This is a genomic window from Bacillus sp. 17RED48 (assembly GCF_019837545.1).
In the GTDB taxonomy this organism is placed as follows: domain Bacteria; phylum Bacillota; class Bacilli; order Bacillales; family Bacillaceae_G; genus Bacillus_A; species Bacillus_A wiedmannii.
Genome location: NZ_JADAXG010000016.1, coordinates 36359 through 53269, shown reverse-complemented (window position 1 = coordinate 53269; position 16911 = coordinate 36359). Strand labels below are relative to the sequence as shown.

Genomic DNA, 16911 nt, shown 5'->3' with positions numbered 1-16911 from the left:
TGATCCTCTTTTAACAACTCTCATTTCATAATTTTCATTTACACAGATTTTCTTATCAATCTGTGCATAAATTCTATCTCTAATGAACTTATTATTAGCATTCCCTGTAGGATTATCAGAATAAGTTCTTTTATATTGTCTATAATCAACTTCATATGCTATTTTTATACTTTCAGTAAAAATCTGCTTAAGCTCTGTATTAGTCATCTTGTATGTATCTTGGTGCAAAAAACCACCTCATTTCTCTTATTCGTAAGTTTATTTTACAATAAAACAAGAAAAAGTAAAGTGAAATTCTATTTTTAATAAAAAACTTAAACTAATTCGCTCTCTTCAAATTTAACTCTTTTTGCATGTCCCTTTACTGTTTCGATTATAGTTAATCCATGATCTACTGCTTCACAAACTTTAACTTTCCCTTGATTTCCGTCTAGAATTAATATCAGCACTTTACCTTCCTCTATATTTACTTCTACTTTTTTTTCACTTAAATTTGCACTTATATCTTTCAATCTCAATTAAATCACTCCCATATATTCATGCTTCTGTACTTTCATTGCCCTATAGTTTCATATCATATTTAACAATTGTGTATTACATCTCTTACTCCCTTTTTCTATAAATTTCAAATTGGGTCTTAATATTTACTCCAATATGATGCTTCTTTTCCCATTCTTCCGCATTCCTCTCGCGTTAACAAAGGAATCGTTATTGCATCATCTACGCTCCATTTCAACCTTTTTATTCTGTCACGTGCCAATCTATAGCAAATCCCATGTAATGAAGCTATTTTCATTTGTTCATCATTTAACAATTTGTTTTGACATTTAGAATTAACTTTCTCAGCTAACTCTAACGCTTGGTATTTATCTATAGGAGGTGTCGTTATTGCATCAATTATTCTCCAGTTTCTTTTTATTCTAGCTGCATATGTCGCTCGAGAGATTCCGTTTTTTAAAGCTATTTCTTTTACATTTTTCCACCCTGTTGCATTATATCTAGATGGTTTAGTCATCGCATCCTCTTTATCCCACCCTGAATTTCTAATCCTACGATCTAATAGCTCACGACTAATCCCATGCTTAGCTGCTACTTCATATTCTTCTGGAGTGACATAATATTCATATGGCGATTTCATAAAATACATCCTCCTCTTTACTCAGTATCCACTTGCTTGACGTGCAAAGTTTTCCTCATTCTTCTCTTTGTAGGCCTGTACAATATCTTCAAATTTATAACCGTATAGATAGCAAAGACGGAAGAAAATACCGAACGCTTTATGTAAATGGGTTAATGCTACACTTAAATTTCTAAATTCACACCATGCACGTTTAGCTGCTAATATATCCTGCATATACCATTCAAAAAGTCTGTTTACATTTAATATGTTTTTCTTCATAATGTATTGTTTTGAAAAACCAGAAACGAGTTTTCGTTTTAATGTATAACGATCTAATTCAATTACGATGTTCATCAAAAAATGGAAACCATCAACTAACTCTTCCAATAAACCATCCTTTGGCGTGCCAAATCCTGTGCTCCACATTTTAAAGGCCCTTGTTTCGTTCCAGGCTTCACCGATTTCAACCATCAACGCACGGAACAGCATATCTAACTTGTCGTTGCCCTTATATCCAATTCGCTTATCTAGTTCTCTTTGCATTTCGAACAACTCTGTAATATCAAAAGTCTGCTTCGTTTCTTCCGGAGTAATTACATATAGGTTTGATGTATGTCTCATAACGCATACGCCCCTTTACGATAATCTTTAATGATTTCACCTTTATCATTGAAGTAAACAATTTCCCAATGAGGATTAAATCTAAACTTGTGAGGATCATCATCCAGGACAATGAACAAATCATTTTTACAATTCCCGACGATCGTCCCTTTTCTTCCCTGCACTTCGACACGCATTCCACGTTTTGCAAATGGGATTCTTCTAAAATTACACATTTTTCGAAACGGCTCTTCTTTCCCAAATAAAGTTGTTATATCCACTACACCTTTATATTCGCAAGTGATAAATGGCTCAAACTGCTCAAATGGCATATTAATGAATCCTTGTTTTTTAATTTGCTTGTAAAAATGATATTTCGCCATTTTTTCATTTTCTTTTACAACTATGTGATTACAACCCCAGTGAGGAAATACAGTAGAAATGTGATACTTATATGTAGATTTCATCATTCTCCCTCCTGGCTAACTAATGAGATATTTGTCCAATCAAGAATAGGAGTTTCTTCTACTCTTTCCTCCGGTTCTAATAAGAATCGTGCGGATTCATTGCAATTTGTACATGTAACTTGAATTTCTTTTTCTGTTGTTTGAACCATAACACCCTGGATTCCGTTATCCTTTGTAGCAATAATAGGAAGGACTGCAGCACTCTCCATTTCCTGCTCCGCTCTATCTAATTCCGCCGTTATATTCATTCCGCAATTACATAAGATTTCAATTTTCATAGTTTCGCTCTCCTTTAACCGTTTTATGATCGTTATAACGAGTAAGACCGCCAATTCTAGCTCGTCCAATTCCCACAATTGGCGGTCCTTTGTCCTATAACACTCTAATGCTATTAACTTTCCAATCAATTTTTCTCTACGCAATATCTTGTTTCACCTTTTATTTTCCTAATATTCAAAATACGTTAAATGTACTCTTGCTCACCCTGCAGCATCTTCTGCAAAGAATAACACTTCTAATTCTTGCGGTTCGATATCTAATCTTTTACCAGAATTAATAATGTACACCGTTACAACGCCTGTATCCTTATCTTGATGCAATACTGTAAGAGCGTTACGATCATCAGTAACAAAATCGCCCGAACGAAATTCATTATTTCTTCTCTTCTTCTTAGCAAAGACTCTGCGGCGTTCTTCCCAATATTGTTCTTCTTCTGTTGCTAAACGGCAATGATCTGCATATTGCCACCCTTTATCACCTGCAGTCATTACACTGTAATTACCCCAAATACCCAGAATCTTAATGCGACCTGTTTTTGGTTCTACATCCATGCATTTTACTTCTGCAAGCATTTTACAATCATTATTCTCGTACACTACCCAATCACCAACTGCAAATGGCGTTTTAATAAAGTGTGGTACCGGTACTGTAATTGCAACTATTTTCATCTTTAACCCTCCAAATATTTAGTTACATATTGCGGTTTAAATCCGCTATCAAAATAAATTCGCAATGGCTGCGGTTCCTGCGATTCCCTAGCGGCTTTGCAAATCTCTTCTGCGTCGTCCCAAAAGAAACTCTTATCCTGTGCTCGTCTATACCGCCATAACGCTGTTACATAATCGATATACATGTCATAATGGTTATCTTGCCTAGTACCTGTAGAACGAGCAAGCTCTTCCGCACTCCATACATCACAAGGGATAATGGCAAGTACATCAGCGAATCCTACGCGTCCTGGCAGGTGCTTTGCATGAGCATTTCGTATATCAAACGGTTTCGCTTGTTCCCTAATATTTATAATCTTTTCGTTTTTTGTTACTTCAGTTATATTAGTAAGATCATCAAGCAAGAATGTCAGTTGTTCCGTCATCGTGAACACCTTCTTCTAACTGCAGCGTATATACAAGCCCTCTATCTAATAACGCACCAATAACTGCATTCATCCATAAGTGGGTGCCAATCTTTTTTTGCAAGTATTGTAGAATCGATACTATTTCACTTGTAGAAAGAGATACGAATTCGCCTAACTTCTCCTGGTTAAACTTCCCTCCACGTTTTTCAATTACAAAATCTAGTTCATTTTCTTTCACGTATCGTTCCGCTTTAACCAAATCAAATTCGCGTACTTTATTCATGCCGTATTTTTTTATAAGAGCCGTTAACATATCTTTAATTACTAACGTTTCAACTACTTTTAATTTCAGCTCCATTTCGCCACGACAAGACTTACAAAGAGTTTTCTCGTATCCTTCAATATACATATTTTTCACATCAGCAGTTGGGATTACCGCACTACAGATATCACACCATTCACTATTATCATCGAACAACAAAACATTCATCACTTTCAGCTCCCTGCTTTATAGTTTTTAATCAATCGTTTTATCTATATATTTTTATAAATACACATATTTTTGGCCGCATGTGCATTTATCATGTTATAATTGCAAATGTAAATTTATTTCCTAGAACCTTTTTTGAGTATCCATTTTCACGATGGATCTTTTTTTATGCGTTTTTTCTTATTTGTTCTACTACTTTTGGATTACCGCCTAGCGATTCCAGGCGATTCGCTACTTCAAAAACCTTTTCTTTTTCATAATCTCGCTTTTGCTTTGCCTTATATAATCCAATAAGTTCTTTTTCTGCTGTTGTAGCTTCTTCTTTTTGTTTATTACTTAATTCCTTTAATTCCAATGCAGTTGTTACCTCACGATTGTTCATCGCTCTATTACTCTGTTGCTCTAACATCTTTTGATTCTTCATATATTCACGTAGCTGTTTCTCTAAAGCCCCAGCTCTTTGTATATGCTCTGGAAGTACCCTATCGGCTAATCCCATCTATTTCACCTCAATTCCAGCCACACCGTTTATAGGTGCAGCTGAAAGTTATATAAATTGCTATTAAGCAATGATAAATACTTTTTTGCTTTCAATTTCTTCTGCTAGTTTCTCAACTAAATAGTTTTTGATGTTCCCAATCGCTTCTAGCTTCCAAGCACCGCCATCTGCTTCATGAATTGAACAGTTAGGACCTTTCTCCATACGGAATACAAACTCACTTTCTGGCTGCTCTACCTCTGTAAATGTACGATATGGTTTAAGTGAAACGGGGTTAGGAACATCAACTTCTCCAACTGCCGCTACACCGACCTTAGCCACTACACTTTGCGATATTCCAGTATCACCATACGTCTTAACATCTTCTTCTGTAATATTTCCTACAACTTTTAACATGACATCACGATCATCATTTTTAACAAATGCCGCTTGAAGACTAATAATAAACTTCTCCACCTTGTACCAATATCCAAAATCAAAGTCTGGTATAAGCGCTTCTGCTCTTACTAATGTGCTGCGATTGTAATTCCCATTAATAGCAGTAAAGCAGGTAACCGTTGTTGGATTAGCAACATGAATCATTAATGGCCCTTCTAAATCAAAACCTGATTTCACATAATCAACTAGTCCGGATAAGCTACGGACAGTAAATGAATTTGCTGTTGGCTCTTCTACTACATGCAATCGCTGCGTTGAGAATGTTTGTCCATCAATATCGTGTGTTTCTACATTTCCTAATCCAACTACGTATTCTAAAGCGTCTTTTTCAATCATTTTAATTTCCCCTTTACGATTTATTAGTTAGTTTGTGTTTTGCGCCAATTTACAATTTGAGCAGGTTCTGTTTCTTTTGGTGTTTCTTTTAGCGTTTCCTCTACAGCCACTTTTCCACCTACATCAGTAGCCACATCGCCCTCACCATCTATATACATTTGACCTTTCACACCAGAATATAGCTCTCGACCAATAACATCACCACCGTTATCTCTACCAACTATGAATGTAGATTCAACTTCTTTTGCAGGTACAAGTTTCGATGAGACTTTAGAAGTGCAATCCCATATTTCACGCTTTTTATTCCCTTTAAAAGTAAGTGTTAATGTAATTGATCTTGCCTTTGTAGGATCCGTGTTTGGATCGGCCATGTTTTTTAATACACGTTGAAACTCTGCATCAACTTTTTCTGCAACTGCACCATCTGCTAAACTGTTTAAATCAATATTCACTTGTAAAACCTCCCATTTGTACCTATATAAGTCCTGGTCTCCAGGCTTTTAAATACGTTAACGCTTCTTCAAAATCTTTTTCTTTCGTATCACGATAACTTGGAACTATAAAAGCCAATTTATAATCTTTCCATGCTCGACTATGTAGAATTCTCTTATCTTCAAATGCTTGGCGAATTTTGGGTTCTTCTCCCCAAAGCTTTTCAACTCGACGCAATTTCGCGTTTAGTAAAGTTGTTTGTTGATAACTATCAATCGTCATCTTTTCGTTTAACTTGTTTTCAATTGTTTCTAATCGTTCATCTTGTTTCATCATTTCAGATGAAATCGTGTTAATCATTTGTAGTGGAGACATTTGTTTTTGTTGATCATTTTGTTTCTGGATATGTTCTTTCATTCGCTTAAATTCTTGGATGAACTTAATTTTTGTCTGCACAGCTTCTTTTGTGTTATAACTGAAAACTACAAGAGTAAAAGCTTCTTCTGTCAAATTGTATTTAGGATAAATACGTCCTCTGGTATTCGTATAAGTTGACTCGGAAAAATTACCGAGTGAAAATTCAACTCCTGCATATTCTGCTTGCTTACGGATATCTTTTAAAACATCATCGTGATTTTTATCAAACATTTTTGAAACTGTTAAACTGTCCGTCACTACCTTATTACCTTCCGCGAAAACAAACTCACTAACTGGTCGTTGAACAACTTGTAATTGACTCATTCTTGTTATGAAACCTCCTTCATATCTAGAATTTTTATGATTTTCTCTCTAACATTCTTACCTTCTCGTTTATCTCGAAGAATGTCCGATAAGTACGCACTAGATATTCCAAGCAGTTTTGCTAATTCTTTTTGCGGCATATTTTTAGCGAATAGTGTTGCTCGAACCTTCATGCCGAATTCATTTTTCATTCTATTCACCTCTTTTTAGATAATAAGCTAATATTTCAGCTTATTATTGACTGAAAATATCCAATATGATATTATTTATTCATAGCAAATAAACATACATTTATAGCCTTTATGCGTTGGGGAACGTGACTTTTGGCTTTTATTTTGTAATGTTTTAATGGCTAAATAAATAGCTTATGAACACATTGTAATATCTTATTGGATAATAGTCAACTTTAAAATATCCAATAAGATATTATTTAGCGGTTCATGCATACAAGGATGGTTTATATGACTGTTGTTGATGTGATAAAAAGATTATGTAAAGAAAAAAAAATAACTATCGCTGAACTAGAAAGAAGAATTGAATTATCTAATGGACAGATTAGAAAATGGTCTAATCAAACTCCGGGGATAGATAAAGTTCAAAAGGTAGCTGACTATTTTAACGTTTCTGTTGATTATCTATTAGGAAGAACAGAACAAAAAAATAAAGACATTACTAAAGATGCTGAAGGCTTTACCGAAAAAGATAAAAAAGACATCGGAAAAAGAATGGAAGAGATAAGAAAAGATCTGACAGACTCTGACGGATTAATGTTTTCTGGTGAACCCCTTACTGAAGAAGCTTTAGATTCATTAATGGATGCAATGGAGTATATTGTGAAACATACTCAAAAGATAAATAAGAAATACATCCCGAAGAAATACAGAAATGAATCTGAGTGAGTCAGGGGAGGGAGAATCAATTGGGTTACTACGAAAAAGACACAGCATTAGAACTAGCAGCGAGATTTAATACAACCAACCCTTTTGAAATAGCTGAACGTTTAAATGTTCACGTTTTTTATCAAAATTTAGATCCAAGCATCATGGGTTTTTATAAATATAATAAGAAAAACCAGTATATCTGCATTAACGAAAATTTAAGTATCAACGAACAAATTGTTACTTGCTCCCATGAATTGGGCCATTGTAAAATGCATAAACATGTCAATACTCCATTTTTACGCGCTAATACTTTCTTATCTGTAGATAAATTTGAAAGACAAGCAAATTTATTTGCTGTTGAATTATTATTGCCCGATGAGGATTGGCATGCATATGCAAAAGAGTTTAAAACTATCGATGCAATCTCTCATCATACTGGGATTCCAAATGAATTATTATTACTTAAATATCAAAAGTCAGTATGTTGCTATGATTAGTCCTCCCTGGGCTTTTATTTTTAAACATCAAGCGAACGTACATTCCTAACAAGAAAGGATTACCACAATGATTATAAACTTAGATGATTTCAGAAAAGCAAAGCGACTGAACAAAACAAATACTATTCAAATGACTAAAATCCCTATTTTTGATCGTATTTTTGTTGAAAATAATAAATTGATTGGAGAATTAAAAGGAGACAAGGAAAAAGTAATTATTACAGATTTAGAGAAAAACAAGTAAAATAACTTTTTAAATTAATGAAGGGCAATATTTATTTTTTATTTACCTCTTTATACGTTATATAGGAATATAAGGATTAATAATTTGTTATAATTAGTAAATAAATTTAATTTTACGTAGAAAGGAATCGATATCATGGGTTTTAAGTTTCGTAAAAGTATCAAGGTTGCCCCAGGTGTGAAAGTAAACGTTACACACAAAGGGGTAGGGGTAAGTGCTGGTGTAAAAGGCGCTCGTATAAGTACCGGTCCATCTGGATCAAGGATTACAACCTCTTTACCTGGCACTGGAATCTCATATGAACAAAGAATAGGTAAAAAGAAAGCTCCAAAACAAAGAACGAACACTACTTCTCAAAACACCGTGCCTACGTCTTCACCATCAAATGAACAATTACAAACTAGGGTTAAATCATCCCCTCCTAAAAGAGAAGTTAAAACTTTCAAAGTTACTCCTATCCTTTTAAAGGATAGCAAAACAAACTCTTTAGGTAGAAAATTAATGAAACCACTTTCTATTATTACAGGAATATGTGCAGCGCTATTTTTACTAATGCTACTTATTGTTCCAGCTTTGATATTAGCGTTTATCTCTTGCTTATGCTACATAAATATTAGAACTCCAAACGTAGCAACATGTCCTAATTGTAACTGCGCTAATGTATTAATATCTAGAGAAAGGAAGATTACTTGCCGTAATTGCAAAAGTACTCTTCTTATACAAAAATAAAAGGCGCTCAATTGAACGTATTTTTTATTCGCGTTTCGACAATATATGACAATATATAGATAAATAATTTGTTATTATGTCTAAGGATTTATTTACATTAGGAGGAATGAACAAATATGTTTAAAAGATTAGCAGTATTACTTATGGGCGCTCTATTATTATTCGGTTTAACTGCTTGTGACAGCGTTAAATCAATGACAAGTAATGTTACAGTTGGCAAGGTAATTGAAGAATTTACAGCTGCAGGATTAGAAGCTGAAAATCCTAGTGATCTACCCGAAAAAGAATTTGGAAATACTAGAAAAGAAGCAAAACGCATTCTTGTACCAGCATTGGGTGAAGACAGTGGTGGTAGAGTATTTGAGTTTAAAAACAAAGAAGATCTTGAAAAAGCTAAGAAGTACTATGACGATTTAGGTAACGGCAATCAAATGTTATTCTCTCATACTTACGCAAAAGGTAATTTCCTAATTCAAATGAACGGTGATATGGAAGATGCCCAATTTAACAAATATAAAGAAGTTATGGATAAAGTAATTAAGTAAGTTAAAGAATGCGCTTTCAATTTTCAGGAAATGTGATAAAATTATTATTGGACGAAAGTTCGTATGTATATTATTAAAATTGAAGTGGTTATCAAGTCGAAGAACGGCACTCATTTGAGTGTCTTTTCTTTTTTCTGATTATTTGTTATGATATGACTAGAGTATGACTTCTAACTGAATTGCATAAAATAAAAGAAGAGATGCGCTAACATCTCTTCCAGTAACTGCTACCGCAAGGTGGCTGGTTGCTAAAATTTAATTATTTTCTTTTAGTACCGCCCTTACGCTTGCAGGCATTCGGGGCGGTATTTTTATTTCGTTTACTGTTAATCTTCTTTGCCAGCTCATTCGCATAAGCTGTTGCAAATACTGTAAGGAATACCTTAGCAGCGTCATACAATAAATTAAATAAAGAATCCATTCGGTCACCTCCTTCCTCTCTAAAATCAGAGAAAGGATAGCAACCTCCCGCCCTCACAATATACAGTTAAATCTAGTTTATCATATTAGGTATAACTACCACTAAAAAATCTTGTTATTTTTTCTATGTATTACTTCACCACAGACTCTTTTTTCTTTGCTATATGATTTTTCACAGATTCTTTTACTTTTAGTAGATCCAACTTCTCATTTGGAATGATATCCATAATATTAGATTTAAATAAAAAATGTTGTTTCTCATCTGTTTCAACGTAAATCATATATTGTTCTCTACCCACTATTTTTCCCTTTAATGATTTTCCATTACTCAATACAAATGTACAAGGAATATTATAGTGTTCTAAATACATTAAGATATTATCAAAAAAAACATGCATATATTACATCCCCCTTTTTGTTTTAGTATAACAAAAAAGACCATCAAACGACGGTCTTCTACCTTTTGTTTTTAGAAATAATCTTCTTAACAACGAAAACTACGAGTTAAATGGTTGGAATATAAAAGAGTTTGGAAATTAATCCAAACTCTTTTTAAATAATTACTCAAAGAATCTGTCTAGATAACCAGCATATGTAACTTTCCAAAAGCTGCCAGAATCTTCGAATTTTTGTATAGGTATTGATCCACCATATTTAGTTCCATTAGATTCTGCAGTCATAAAATAACTATCAGGAATACTTTTACCTTTTTCGATATAATTTATTTTTGTAGCATAATATCTGGCAGCAGAAAGGGTACTAATATTAGAAGCATTCACCTGAATGGACTCTTGAATTGGTGAAGAAGACTGAGTAAATTCTGCTGCACTAGCAGTACTAATAATCCCAAATGATAATGCTAATGTTGCAACACCTGCAGTAATTTTTTTAATCATGGTATATTATACCTCCTATAGTAGATTTAGTTACAATTACCATTATAATACAAACGAACTTTTAAATATACACTTTTTTTCTATTTATTCAGAATTTTAAATTTGGATTCCCTGCGATTTTACCTTTTATACAAGATTTTGTGCACACTGCAGACGATACTATACTTAAAACACTTAGTAAATCGATACTAGAAATAAAATACAGACTATGGCCCCAAATTACACGTATCTGGGCTGAACCTCATATACAGTTACATATAGCTTATCACACAAGTCATAAATACTAATTAAAAAATCTTGTTATTTTTTGACAACCATATTATTTTTTAAATCTATGTATAACAAAAAAGACCATCAAACGACGGTCTTTTCTTTTACTCTTCTTTTTTCAGCAAATCTCTGCTATCATAAAGAAGTAGATACATAAATTGCAAATGTAAATTTAAAACTTTAAATATTTCATATAAATAAAAAAACAAAAAACCCCGACAGAATTTTCAAAGGTTCAGTGGTTTGGTCGCCTACAGTAACCGATGAAAATTAGAACACGAGGTTTGTATTAACATATTTAAGTGTGTATCGCTACGTCTATGATAGCATATACTTTTAAAAATGTGAACTACAATCCTCTAATTTCTTGCACCCATTTTTTGGTCGGGGTAAAAAAATTGGAGGATTTTTTATGTTAGATTCAGTTATACAAATGAGAGGAACAGTTTACGAAAAAGGATTTGGTTTATTAGCACAGCATGTCATGAGAGATCGTTCATTACATAAGAATGCAAAATTAATATATGCTTACTTATGTAGTTACGCTTGGGGCAATACAAATGAAGAACGTACAGCATTTCCAAGTGTAGATATTCAATGTACAGATTTAGGAATGAGCGAAGATACTTATTATAAATATCGTAAACAACTAATCACTAAAGGTTACATCAATATAGAAAAGCAAAAAAATGAAAAAGGGCAATTCTCAAGAAACCTTTATTACATCGAATCTGTTGTAATACCAAAAGAAAGTACAGAAGAACCATCCCCTAAAAAATCGGGTACGGATGAAAAATCAAAACCATCCCCTAAAAATCCGGGTACGGAAAAACCGAGCTCGGAAAAACCGAGTACGGAAAAATCGGGTACTAATAAGAAAAAAGATAAAAAAGATAAATTAATAAAAAAACAAGATAATAAAAAAGAACAAATAATTAATTCCTCTTCTTCTAATATAGATAATTTACTTAATATAGTAGAGGAATTAAATTTAGAAAACGAAGAGGAAGAAGAATACATTAATCAAATGTCTAATCTATTCTATAAATCTGTTATTGAAAGACTAAGAGACAGAAAGATATTTAAGAATAAACAACAATTTTTGGATGTATTAAAAACATTACAAGAGAAAAATGTACGTATTGGTACTATGAAACAAGTAGACAAGTCTATTGATGAATTTCTAAAAACAGTTGAAGAACGTAGTCAAACATCAAATCCGGTTCAGAAACCTACTATTTTTTACGCTGGTCGTCTTGCTATGGTTATCGAAAGAGAAAACACTGTAGAAACAGCAAAGGCATTTATACGTAAAAATAAAGATGAATTTAAAGGAAATGTTTTATTCTTTAACTGGTTAGATCAATAAAACAATTATAGGAGGAATATTTATGAGAAAAGTAGATGTAGTAGTATCCTTAGTCGAATTAGAAAAAATAATCTTTAAAGCACTAAATCCACTTGAAGAAGCAGGATTGGATTCTGTATTCGAAATATTTTCTATGCTAGATTTTGAAGATGCAACAAACGTTTTACTTGAAAATGTGTTTAAAGATGTTTATTTTGAAAATATACAACATTTTCGATTCGGAACTGAAAATAAAGAAGAATTTACAAACCGTCTTTTAAAAATCAAACCCGATCTTTCTTGGATTATATCACCAGATGAAACATTAAAAGTTATTTCTGTTTTATTGGATATAGAGAAAGAAAGACAAGAAACCTATATAACTTTTGCTAACTTGGGGGTGGAATTTGATATTCCAGAAGCGATGGATTCCTTGGAGAAATTTATTAATCAATTAATCGGGGAAAACGCAGGAGATATTGTTTATTTCTATACTGATGGTGACATGTCTAAAGAAGAAGTGTTAGATTTCATCTCAGATAAGTGGAAACAGGAAAGTAAATAAAGAAGATTTTAAGGCAGATTAGAAATTAGAAAAATTCAAACCAACTGAACATACAGAAGGGAATTAACACATGTCATCTAGTACAGAAATTTTTAGTCAAAGCATGAATAATATAGTAGGGTTTCTAGCGATGTTATTTGGTCCTCCAATACTAGCTATAGCAATACTGGGAATAATTATAGCTCGGTATTTTGATAATGAGTTTTTTCGAAAATTATTCGCTCCAGTTGCAGTTTTTATATTCATAGGTTGGATATATAATATATTAAGTTAGCGCAAAGTAAGATTATTAACGGTATTTTCCCACATATATATTTGAGCAATTAAATCCCGAGGGTTATCATTATTTTATAGATTAATATCAATTAATCTTAATATGTTACTTATAAGGAGGATAATCATGGCGGTCAAAATGAAAGATGCATACTCAACTAAAAGAAATAGCGACGTAACGGCCAAATATGTAGAAGAAAATCCGGAATTAAAAAAAGGACTAGAGTGCCATATCTGTAGGAAAGAGGTCATTCATAAAAACGGACATTTTAGAGCCGAAACCTGGATTCCAACTCACTTTACGAGAAAACCGGGGATAGATCATAAGGAAGGATGTAAATATAATACGGTTGGGCAAGTTACTACAATTGCTAAGGATTCTGATGATAAAATTTTAGAGAGTGTAAAGAAAAATAAATTTACGTTTAGATTAACGATGATCCATGAGCCATTAAAAGAGTTAGGTGGACAAAATACGAATTCTACAAACAGTAATGGAACTACAGCACCAAGAAAAGATCGTAAATATGCACCTAACGGGAAGTTAAGTTCTTACCTAGCAACAATGAAAAAGATTCTTGAATTGAGAAAAGCTGTAGAAGAAGATAATTCCAACGACTTGGAATCTATTGTACAAATTGAAATGTATGGAAAGAAAGTCAAATGGTCTGATTTTTATTATGATTCAGGACGATATATGGATGCCTATACTTACTTAACAAAACCAGAACAAAAAAGACATCCTATCTGCATTGAAGGAACTGTAAGAGACATTAAACCTTTAAAACAAGAAGGCCGCTATGCTGTAAATCTCCAGTTTGGTAAAAGGAGTAAAGATGTAGAACACATTCCTGCAGTCTCTATTTTTGCTAATGAAGGTGATATTCCTTCTAAGGCTTTTAAACCAGGTCAACATATTGTAGTATGTGCTTTATGTACAACAAGTGAAGGTAATTATAAAGATAATAAATACTTCAACATTCGTGCGTCATTGTATCACAAAAATCAAGTTGTTATTTTTAAGGATGAAGAATAACAGCTTGATTCGTCCCTCCAAAAATTATTACTGGAGGGGCTGTATTCATTAATTTTTGTTCAACAACTTTACTTATGAAGTCATAAAAACAAATGACTTCATAAGTAGCTATAATGTAAAAGATTAGCAGTTTATAGCGGTAATATTAATATCGTCTGCTAAGTCCTGTTTTGAAATTCTCCATGTAAGGTGTATAAAATTTCTTAGCATGAGGTGTATATCTATCGCTAACTGTTCTTTCTTGATGTACCTTTACATCCCAATCCACAGATAAGTATCCCTCGCCATCACTAATATACCCTTCGAATATATTCTCCTCAAATGATCGTTCGAGTTCATTTATTAAATCTCTTGTTTCTGATGGATTATCAGAAAGTATATTTTCATCTAATATGATGTCAACAAATACTGTATACGTCCAATGTTTATCATCAAAATAAATACATCTGAGTTGTAGATCCATCTTCATTCTTTCAAGTTTATGTTCTTTTTTTGCGGATTCTATACGTTCGTAAACAGGGTCAATATAAGCAGTTGTCGGAAAATGCATTGCTAATCGAGATGAAAGATAGAAGAATGCTCCTTTGTAATTTGCTGCCCAAAAAGATGGGGAATTTGTATTATAAATTTTCAAACCGACATCATTAGAACTCTTTGGGAAGAATTGATCAATCAACGAAAAGTTGCAGGGTTTTAAAAGTTTATCCTCTAAACGGACTTCATCCCAATAATTTATAACTAGATTTTCTTGTTCTTTTAATTCTGTATACGCTTGAATTAATCCAGATGTAAGAGCTGTTGTGCAAATCATTAAATAACCAGTCGCTCCTACTCTTTTACAATCAGTGATTAAGGAATTAGCTTCAGCTTTTCCAACTGATTCTCCTGAATGAGCTTTATGTTTGCATTGAACTAACCATAATCTTTCAAATGTACTTAAAGGTCCTTTAACTTTCTCTTTTACTAGCAAGTCTCTGCCGCCATCAGTGCCTTTTCCAGTCCAATGAGTTTCATATCCTTCACGAACAAAAATCTCCCTTGCCAGGCGTTCTAAATCAGTCCCATCTTTAGATAGTTCCTTAAAATCCAGCATGTATTTTCCCTCTTTTCTTATATTTAATAGGTTGTCTATTCTATATATTACCATTTTATTATAGAGCATTTAACTTTATATGATTTTAATAGAATACAGAATTTAGCATCCTCTCATGAGCATTTACAGATATCTAAAATTTCACGCACCGTATAAATATATTTAAATCAAAACATATCATTAAGGGATTCTTGTTGTTTTCTGACGAAGACAAGGGTTTCCCCTCTACCATAACGAATGTTATAACACGAGGTGATGATGCTATGACAGATAAAACAGACAGCTTTCAATCTATATATGTCAGCAAAGACGTAGCGACGATGCTCAAAATCCAGGAGTCCACTTTGAGGAAGTACTGTATCATGCTCGAGGAAAACGGATACCACTTCCATAAGAATGAGCATGGACACCGCGGTTTTATGGATAACGATGTTATAACGCTAAGGAAGTTGATTGAAATTAAATCACACCCTGATATGACGTTAAAACAGGCTTGTAACGCAATCATGACCTGGGTTAAAGAAAAAGATATGTCAGAGGTTGATACGGATGTTATAACGGAAACTGAGCAACATGACGAGCGATATAACGAGTTAAAAGAAATGATTCTGCAGCAGAATGAAATGCTAAAGCAAATGGCTATGAAAATGGATGAGCAACAACGTTACATTGATGAGAGATTAGAAAGACGAGATCAGCAGCTTATGGGCGCTATACGTGAGATACAAGAAGAAAAGCGTGTACTGTTGGAAACAGCAGCAGCGACGAAGAAGCCTTGGTGGAAATTCTGGTAAGATTTTAAATAAAGTATAAATGGAGGGAATTGAAATGCTTTGCACTATGGTATTAGATGATCATTTCAGAAAAAATTTACAACAACCATATGAATTATATTTTCAAACTTATACAGATAGAATATCTCCGGTTTTTGACAACATAGACCAGGAAGCTGAAGAAGTTGCTAAAGATACCTATAACAAAATGATGATGAATGTTGGTTATGAGGATTGTGATCCCAGTGATTTTGCAGATGATGCGTGGCAATTTGGAATAGACTATTATGAAAATGTTTCGTTAATGAGATACAACACAAAGTTAATGTGGATTTCTACAATGTATCAATTTTGGGAACAACAAGTTAGGAAATTTTTATATAAGGAAATGACTCGCAGCGGTTATAAAGCTTTTAATAAAAAACAGCAAGAAATAGAATATAAAGATTTTTGTACAAAAATTGGTAGAATAAAGGAGTTCTTTCTTGGATTTAATGTTGATGTTACGACTTTATCCTGTTGGGACAAAGTAGACGAGCTAAGAATACTAGCTAATGTAATAAAGCATGGTCCAGGCGGATCCGCCGAAGATTTATTGAAAATCCGACCAGATATTTTTGATTCCTCACATGTATCAACTAATCTATTAGATTTGTATCAAACAACTTTAAACGATGTGGTTATTAATATAAGTAATCAAGATTTCAAAACGTATGCAAATGCTTTGATTGATTTTTGGGGAGAGTTGCCGGATAGAATGGTATTGAAATAAAAGTAATTAAGGATTTAATGAAATGATTTACATTATTGTACTAATTATATCTTTAAGAGATTCTAATACGGAATCTCTTTTTATATACAAAA

The 16911-nt window shown here is 33.1% G+C and carries 28 protein-coding genes; 10 read left to right on the top strand and 18 right to left on the bottom strand.

Annotated elements, in window-relative coordinates; all coding sequences use genetic code 11:
• The 14 genes from ILT06_RS30720 to ILT06_RS30655 form a co-directional block, all read right to left on the bottom strand.
• A partial coding sequence (locus ILT06_RS30720; RefSeq protein WP_222655900.1) for a hypothetical protein occupies nt 1–207 on the bottom strand: 207 nt, incomplete at its 3' end.
• Nucleotides 208–314: 107 nt separating this feature from the next.
• Nucleotides 315–518, bottom strand: coding sequence for an XtrA/YqaO family protein (locus tag ILT06_RS30715; RefSeq protein ID WP_222655899.1), 204 nt, complete (start codon nt 516–518; stop codon nt 315–317).
• Nucleotides 519–637: 119 nt separating this feature from the next.
• Nucleotides 638–1138 (bottom strand): hypothetical protein, encoded by a 501-nt coding sequence (locus ILT06_RS30710; protein ID WP_222655898.1) that lies wholly within the window; start codon nt 1136–1138, stop codon nt 638–640.
• A 21-nt stretch (nt 1139–1159) separates the two neighbouring features.
• A complete protein-coding gene (locus ILT06_RS30705; protein WP_222655897.1) occupies nt 1160–1741 on the bottom strand; it encodes a dUTP diphosphatase in 582 nt (193 codons plus the stop codon).
• A complete protein-coding gene (locus ILT06_RS30700) occupies nt 1738–2187 on the bottom strand; it encodes a hypothetical protein (RefSeq protein WP_222655896.1) in 450 nt (149 codons plus the stop codon). Before ILT06_RS30700 ends, ILT06_RS30705 begins: the two co-directional genes overlap by 4 nt.
• Nucleotides 2187–2465, bottom strand: a complete 279-nt coding sequence (locus tag ILT06_RS30695; protein ID WP_222655895.1) for a hypothetical protein — start codon at nt 2463–2465, stop codon at nt 2187–2189. The genes ILT06_RS30700 and ILT06_RS30695 overlap by 1 nt, the downstream gene beginning before the upstream one ends.
• A gap of 201 nt (nt 2466–2666) precedes the next feature.
• On the bottom strand, nt 2667–3134 hold the full coding sequence (locus ILT06_RS30690) for a hypothetical protein (protein ID WP_222655894.1): 468 nt from the start codon (nt 3132–3134) through the stop codon (nt 2667–2669).
• A gap of 2 nt (nt 3135–3136) precedes the next feature.
• On the bottom strand, nt 3137–3559 hold the full coding sequence (locus ILT06_RS30685) for a cell division protein SepF (protein WP_222655893.1): 423 nt from the start codon (nt 3557–3559) through the stop codon (nt 3137–3139).
• Nucleotides 3531–4031, bottom strand: coding sequence for a hypothetical protein (locus ILT06_RS30680; protein ID WP_222655892.1), 501 nt, complete (start codon nt 4029–4031; stop codon nt 3531–3533). The genes ILT06_RS30685 and ILT06_RS30680 overlap by 29 nt, the downstream gene beginning before the upstream one ends.
• Before the next feature lie 166 nt (nt 4032–4197).
• Nucleotides 4198–4530, bottom strand: a complete 333-nt coding sequence (locus ILT06_RS30675) for a hypothetical protein (RefSeq protein WP_222655891.1) — start codon at nt 4528–4530, stop codon at nt 4198–4200.
• A 63-nt stretch (nt 4531–4593) separates the two neighbouring features.
• Nucleotides 4594–5304: a hypothetical protein gene (locus ILT06_RS30670; protein ID WP_222655890.1), complete on the bottom strand. Its 711-nt coding sequence runs from the start codon at nt 5302–5304 to the stop codon at nt 4594–4596.
• Nucleotides 5305–5327: 23 nt separating this feature from the next.
• Nucleotides 5328–5756, bottom strand: a complete 429-nt coding sequence (locus ILT06_RS30665; RefSeq protein ID WP_222655889.1) for a replication terminator protein — start codon at nt 5754–5756, stop codon at nt 5328–5330.
• Nucleotides 5757–5778: 22 nt separating this feature from the next.
• The gene (locus ILT06_RS30660; protein WP_222655888.1) at nt 5779–6477 is read right to left on the bottom strand and encodes a Rha family transcriptional regulator; all 699 of its coding nucleotides are present in this window, start codon (nt 6475–6477) and stop codon (nt 5779–5781) included.
• A 5-nt stretch (nt 6478–6482) separates the two neighbouring features.
• Nucleotides 6483–6668 (bottom strand): helix-turn-helix domain-containing protein, encoded by a 186-nt coding sequence (locus ILT06_RS30655; RefSeq protein ID WP_222655887.1) that lies wholly within the window; start codon nt 6666–6668, stop codon nt 6483–6485.
• A gap of 270 nt (nt 6669–6938) precedes the next feature.
• Here ILT06_RS30655 and ILT06_RS30650 point away from each other — a divergent pair, with 270 nt between their 5' ends.
• The 5 genes from ILT06_RS30650 to ILT06_RS30630 all read left to right on the top strand — a co-directional run bounded on the left by ILT06_RS30650 (nt 6939) and on the right by ILT06_RS30630 (nt 9373).
• The gene (locus tag ILT06_RS30650) at nt 6939–7376 is read left to right on the top strand and encodes a helix-turn-helix domain-containing protein (protein ID WP_222655886.1); all 438 of its coding nucleotides are present in this window, start codon (nt 6939–6941) and stop codon (nt 7374–7376) included.
• 20 nt (nt 7377–7396) lie between these two features.
• A complete protein-coding gene (locus ILT06_RS30645; RefSeq protein WP_222655885.1) occupies nt 7397–7855 on the top strand; it encodes an ImmA/IrrE family metallo-endopeptidase in 459 nt (152 codons plus the stop codon).
• A 67-nt stretch (nt 7856–7922) separates the two neighbouring features.
• Nucleotides 7923–8099: a hypothetical protein gene (locus ILT06_RS30640; protein WP_180232499.1), complete on the top strand. Its 177-nt coding sequence runs from the start codon at nt 7923–7925 to the stop codon at nt 8097–8099.
• 135 nt (nt 8100–8234) lie between these two features.
• A complete protein-coding gene (locus ILT06_RS30635) occupies nt 8235–8828 on the top strand; it encodes a DUF4236 domain-containing protein (protein WP_222655884.1) in 594 nt (197 codons plus the stop codon).
• A 116-nt stretch (nt 8829–8944) separates the two neighbouring features.
• A complete protein-coding gene (locus ILT06_RS30630) occupies nt 8945–9373 on the top strand; it encodes a stress protein (protein WP_098538529.1) in 429 nt (142 codons plus the stop codon).
• Between the two features lie 259 nt (nt 9374–9632).
• Here ILT06_RS30630 and ILT06_RS30625 read toward each other — a convergent pair whose 3' ends face one another.
• The 3 genes from ILT06_RS30625 to ILT06_RS30615 form a co-directional block, all read right to left on the bottom strand.
• On the bottom strand, nt 9633–9794 hold the full coding sequence (locus tag ILT06_RS30625) for a hypothetical protein (RefSeq protein ID WP_222655883.1): 162 nt from the start codon (nt 9792–9794) through the stop codon (nt 9633–9635).
• A 130-nt stretch (nt 9795–9924) separates the two neighbouring features.
• Nucleotides 9925–10191: an RNA chaperone Hfq gene (locus ILT06_RS30620; protein WP_098829389.1), complete on the bottom strand. Its 267-nt coding sequence runs from the start codon at nt 10189–10191 to the stop codon at nt 9925–9927.
• A 162-nt stretch (nt 10192–10353) separates the two neighbouring features.
• Nucleotides 10354–10689: a hypothetical protein gene (locus ILT06_RS30615; RefSeq protein ID WP_222655882.1), complete on the bottom strand. Its 336-nt coding sequence runs from the start codon at nt 10687–10689 to the stop codon at nt 10354–10356.
• Between the two features lie 682 nt (nt 10690–11371).
• Here ILT06_RS30615 and ILT06_RS30610 point away from each other — a divergent pair.
• From ILT06_RS30610 to ILT06_RS30600, 3 genes are all read left to right on the top strand, one after another.
• Entirely contained in the window at nt 11372–12328 is a 957-nt protein-coding gene (locus ILT06_RS30610; RefSeq protein ID WP_222655881.1) for a helix-turn-helix domain-containing protein, read from the top strand.
• Nucleotides 12329–12350: 22 nt separating this feature from the next.
• Nucleotides 12351–12872 (top strand): hypothetical protein, encoded by a 522-nt coding sequence (locus ILT06_RS30605; RefSeq protein ID WP_222655880.1) that lies wholly within the window; start codon nt 12351–12353, stop codon nt 12870–12872.
• Between the two features lie 400 nt (nt 12873–13272).
• Nucleotides 13273–14181 carry a hypothetical protein gene (locus ILT06_RS30600; protein ID WP_222655879.1) on the top strand — a complete coding sequence of 303 codons (909 nt, stop codon included), beginning with the start codon at nt 13273–13275 and terminating at the stop codon, nt 14179–14181.
• A gap of 145 nt (nt 14182–14326) precedes the next feature.
• On the opposite strand, the gene ILT06_RS30595 is transcribed toward ILT06_RS30600, so the two are convergent.
• Nucleotides 14327–15274 carry a restriction endonuclease gene (locus tag ILT06_RS30595; RefSeq protein WP_222655878.1) on the bottom strand — a complete coding sequence of 316 codons (948 nt, stop codon included), beginning with the start codon at nt 15272–15274 and terminating at the stop codon, nt 14327–14329.
• A 362-nt stretch (nt 15275–15636) separates the two neighbouring features.
• On the opposite strand from ILT06_RS30595, the gene ILT06_RS30590 reads away from it, so the two are divergent.
• Both ILT06_RS30590 and ILT06_RS30585 read left to right on the top strand, forming a co-directional pair.
• Nucleotides 15637–16068, top strand: a complete 432-nt coding sequence (locus ILT06_RS30590; RefSeq protein ID WP_261784588.1) for a DUF3967 domain-containing protein — start codon at nt 15637–15639, stop codon at nt 16066–16068.
• 19 nt (nt 16069–16087) lie between these two features.
• Nucleotides 16088–16819, top strand: a complete 732-nt coding sequence (locus tag ILT06_RS30585) for a hypothetical protein (RefSeq protein ID WP_261784587.1) — start codon at nt 16088–16090, stop codon at nt 16817–16819.
• Nucleotides 16820–16911: the final 92 nt, after the last annotated feature.

Coding starts and splice junctions, on each gene's coding strand:
- ILT06_RS30710 (WP_222655898.1), bottom strand. CDS start 1,138: ATGAAATCGCCATATGAATATTATGTCACTCCAGAAGAATATGAAGTA.
- ILT06_RS30705 (WP_222655897.1), bottom strand. CDS start 1,741: ATGAGACATACATCAAACCTATATGTAATTACTCCGGAAGAAACGAAG.
- ILT06_RS30700 (WP_222655896.1), bottom strand. CDS start 2,187: ATGAAATCTACATATAAGTATCACATTTCTACTGTATTTCCTCACTGG.
- ILT06_RS30695 (WP_222655895.1), bottom strand. CDS start 2,465: ATGAAAATTGAAATCTTATGTAATTGCGGAATGAATATAACGGCGGAA.
- ILT06_RS30690 (WP_222655894.1), bottom strand. CDS start 3,134: ATGAAAATAGTTGCAATTACAGTACCGGTACCACACTTTATTAAAACG.
- ILT06_RS30685 (WP_222655893.1), bottom strand. CDS start 3,559: ATGACGGAACAACTGACATTCTTGCTTGATGATCTTACTAATATAACT.
- ILT06_RS30680 (WP_222655892.1), bottom strand. CDS start 4,031: ATGAATGTTTTGTTGTTCGATGATAATAGTGAATGGTGTGATATCTGT.
- ILT06_RS30675 (WP_222655891.1), bottom strand. CDS start 4,530: ATGGGATTAGCCGATAGGGTACTTCCAGAGCATATACAAAGAGCTGGG.
- ILT06_RS30670 (WP_222655890.1), bottom strand. CDS start 5,304: ATGATTGAAAAAGACGCTTTAGAATACGTAGTTGGATTAGGAAATGTA.
- ILT06_RS30660 (WP_222655888.1), bottom strand. CDS start 6,477: ATGAGTCAATTACAAGTTGTTCAACGACCAGTTAGTGAGTTTGTTTTC.
- ILT06_RS30655 (WP_222655887.1), bottom strand. CDS start 6,668: ATGAAAAATGAATTCGGCATGAAGGTTCGAGCAACACTATTCGCTAAA.
- ILT06_RS30650 (WP_222655886.1), top strand. CDS start 6,939: ATGACTGTTGTTGATGTGATAAAAAGATTATGTAAAGAAAAAAAAATA.
- ILT06_RS30640 (WP_180232499.1), top strand. CDS start 7,923: ATGATTATAAACTTAGATGATTTCAGAAAAGCAAAGCGACTGAACAAA.
- ILT06_RS30635 (WP_222655884.1), top strand. CDS start 8,235: ATGGGTTTTAAGTTTCGTAAAAGTATCAAGGTTGCCCCAGGTGTGAAA.
- ILT06_RS30630 (WP_098538529.1), top strand. CDS start 8,945: ATGTTTAAAAGATTAGCAGTATTACTTATGGGCGCTCTATTATTATTC.
- ILT06_RS30625 (WP_222655883.1), bottom strand. CDS start 9,794: ATGGATTCTTTATTTAATTTATTGTATGACGCTGCTAAGGTATTCCTT.
- ILT06_RS30620 (WP_098829389.1), bottom strand. CDS start 10,191: ATGCATGTTTTTTTTGATAATATCTTAATGTATTTAGAACACTATAAT.
- ILT06_RS30615 (WP_222655882.1), bottom strand. CDS start 10,689: ATGATTAAAAAAATTACTGCAGGTGTTGCAACATTAGCATTATCATTT.
- ILT06_RS30610 (WP_222655881.1), top strand. CDS start 11,372: ATGTTAGATTCAGTTATACAAATGAGAGGAACAGTTTACGAAAAAGGA.
- ILT06_RS30605 (WP_222655880.1), top strand. CDS start 12,351: ATGAGAAAAGTAGATGTAGTAGTATCCTTAGTCGAATTAGAAAAAATA.
- ILT06_RS30600 (WP_222655879.1), top strand. CDS start 13,273: ATGGCGGTCAAAATGAAAGATGCATACTCAACTAAAAGAAATAGCGAC.
- ILT06_RS30595 (WP_222655878.1), bottom strand. CDS start 15,274: ATGCTGGATTTTAAGGAACTATCTAAAGATGGGACTGATTTAGAACGC.
- ILT06_RS30590 (WP_261784588.1), top strand. CDS start 15,637: ATGCTCGAGGAAAACGGATACCACTTCCATAAGAATGAGCATGGACAC.
- ILT06_RS30585 (WP_261784587.1), top strand. CDS start 16,088: ATGGAGGGAATTGAAATGCTTTGCACTATGGTATTAGATGATCATTTC.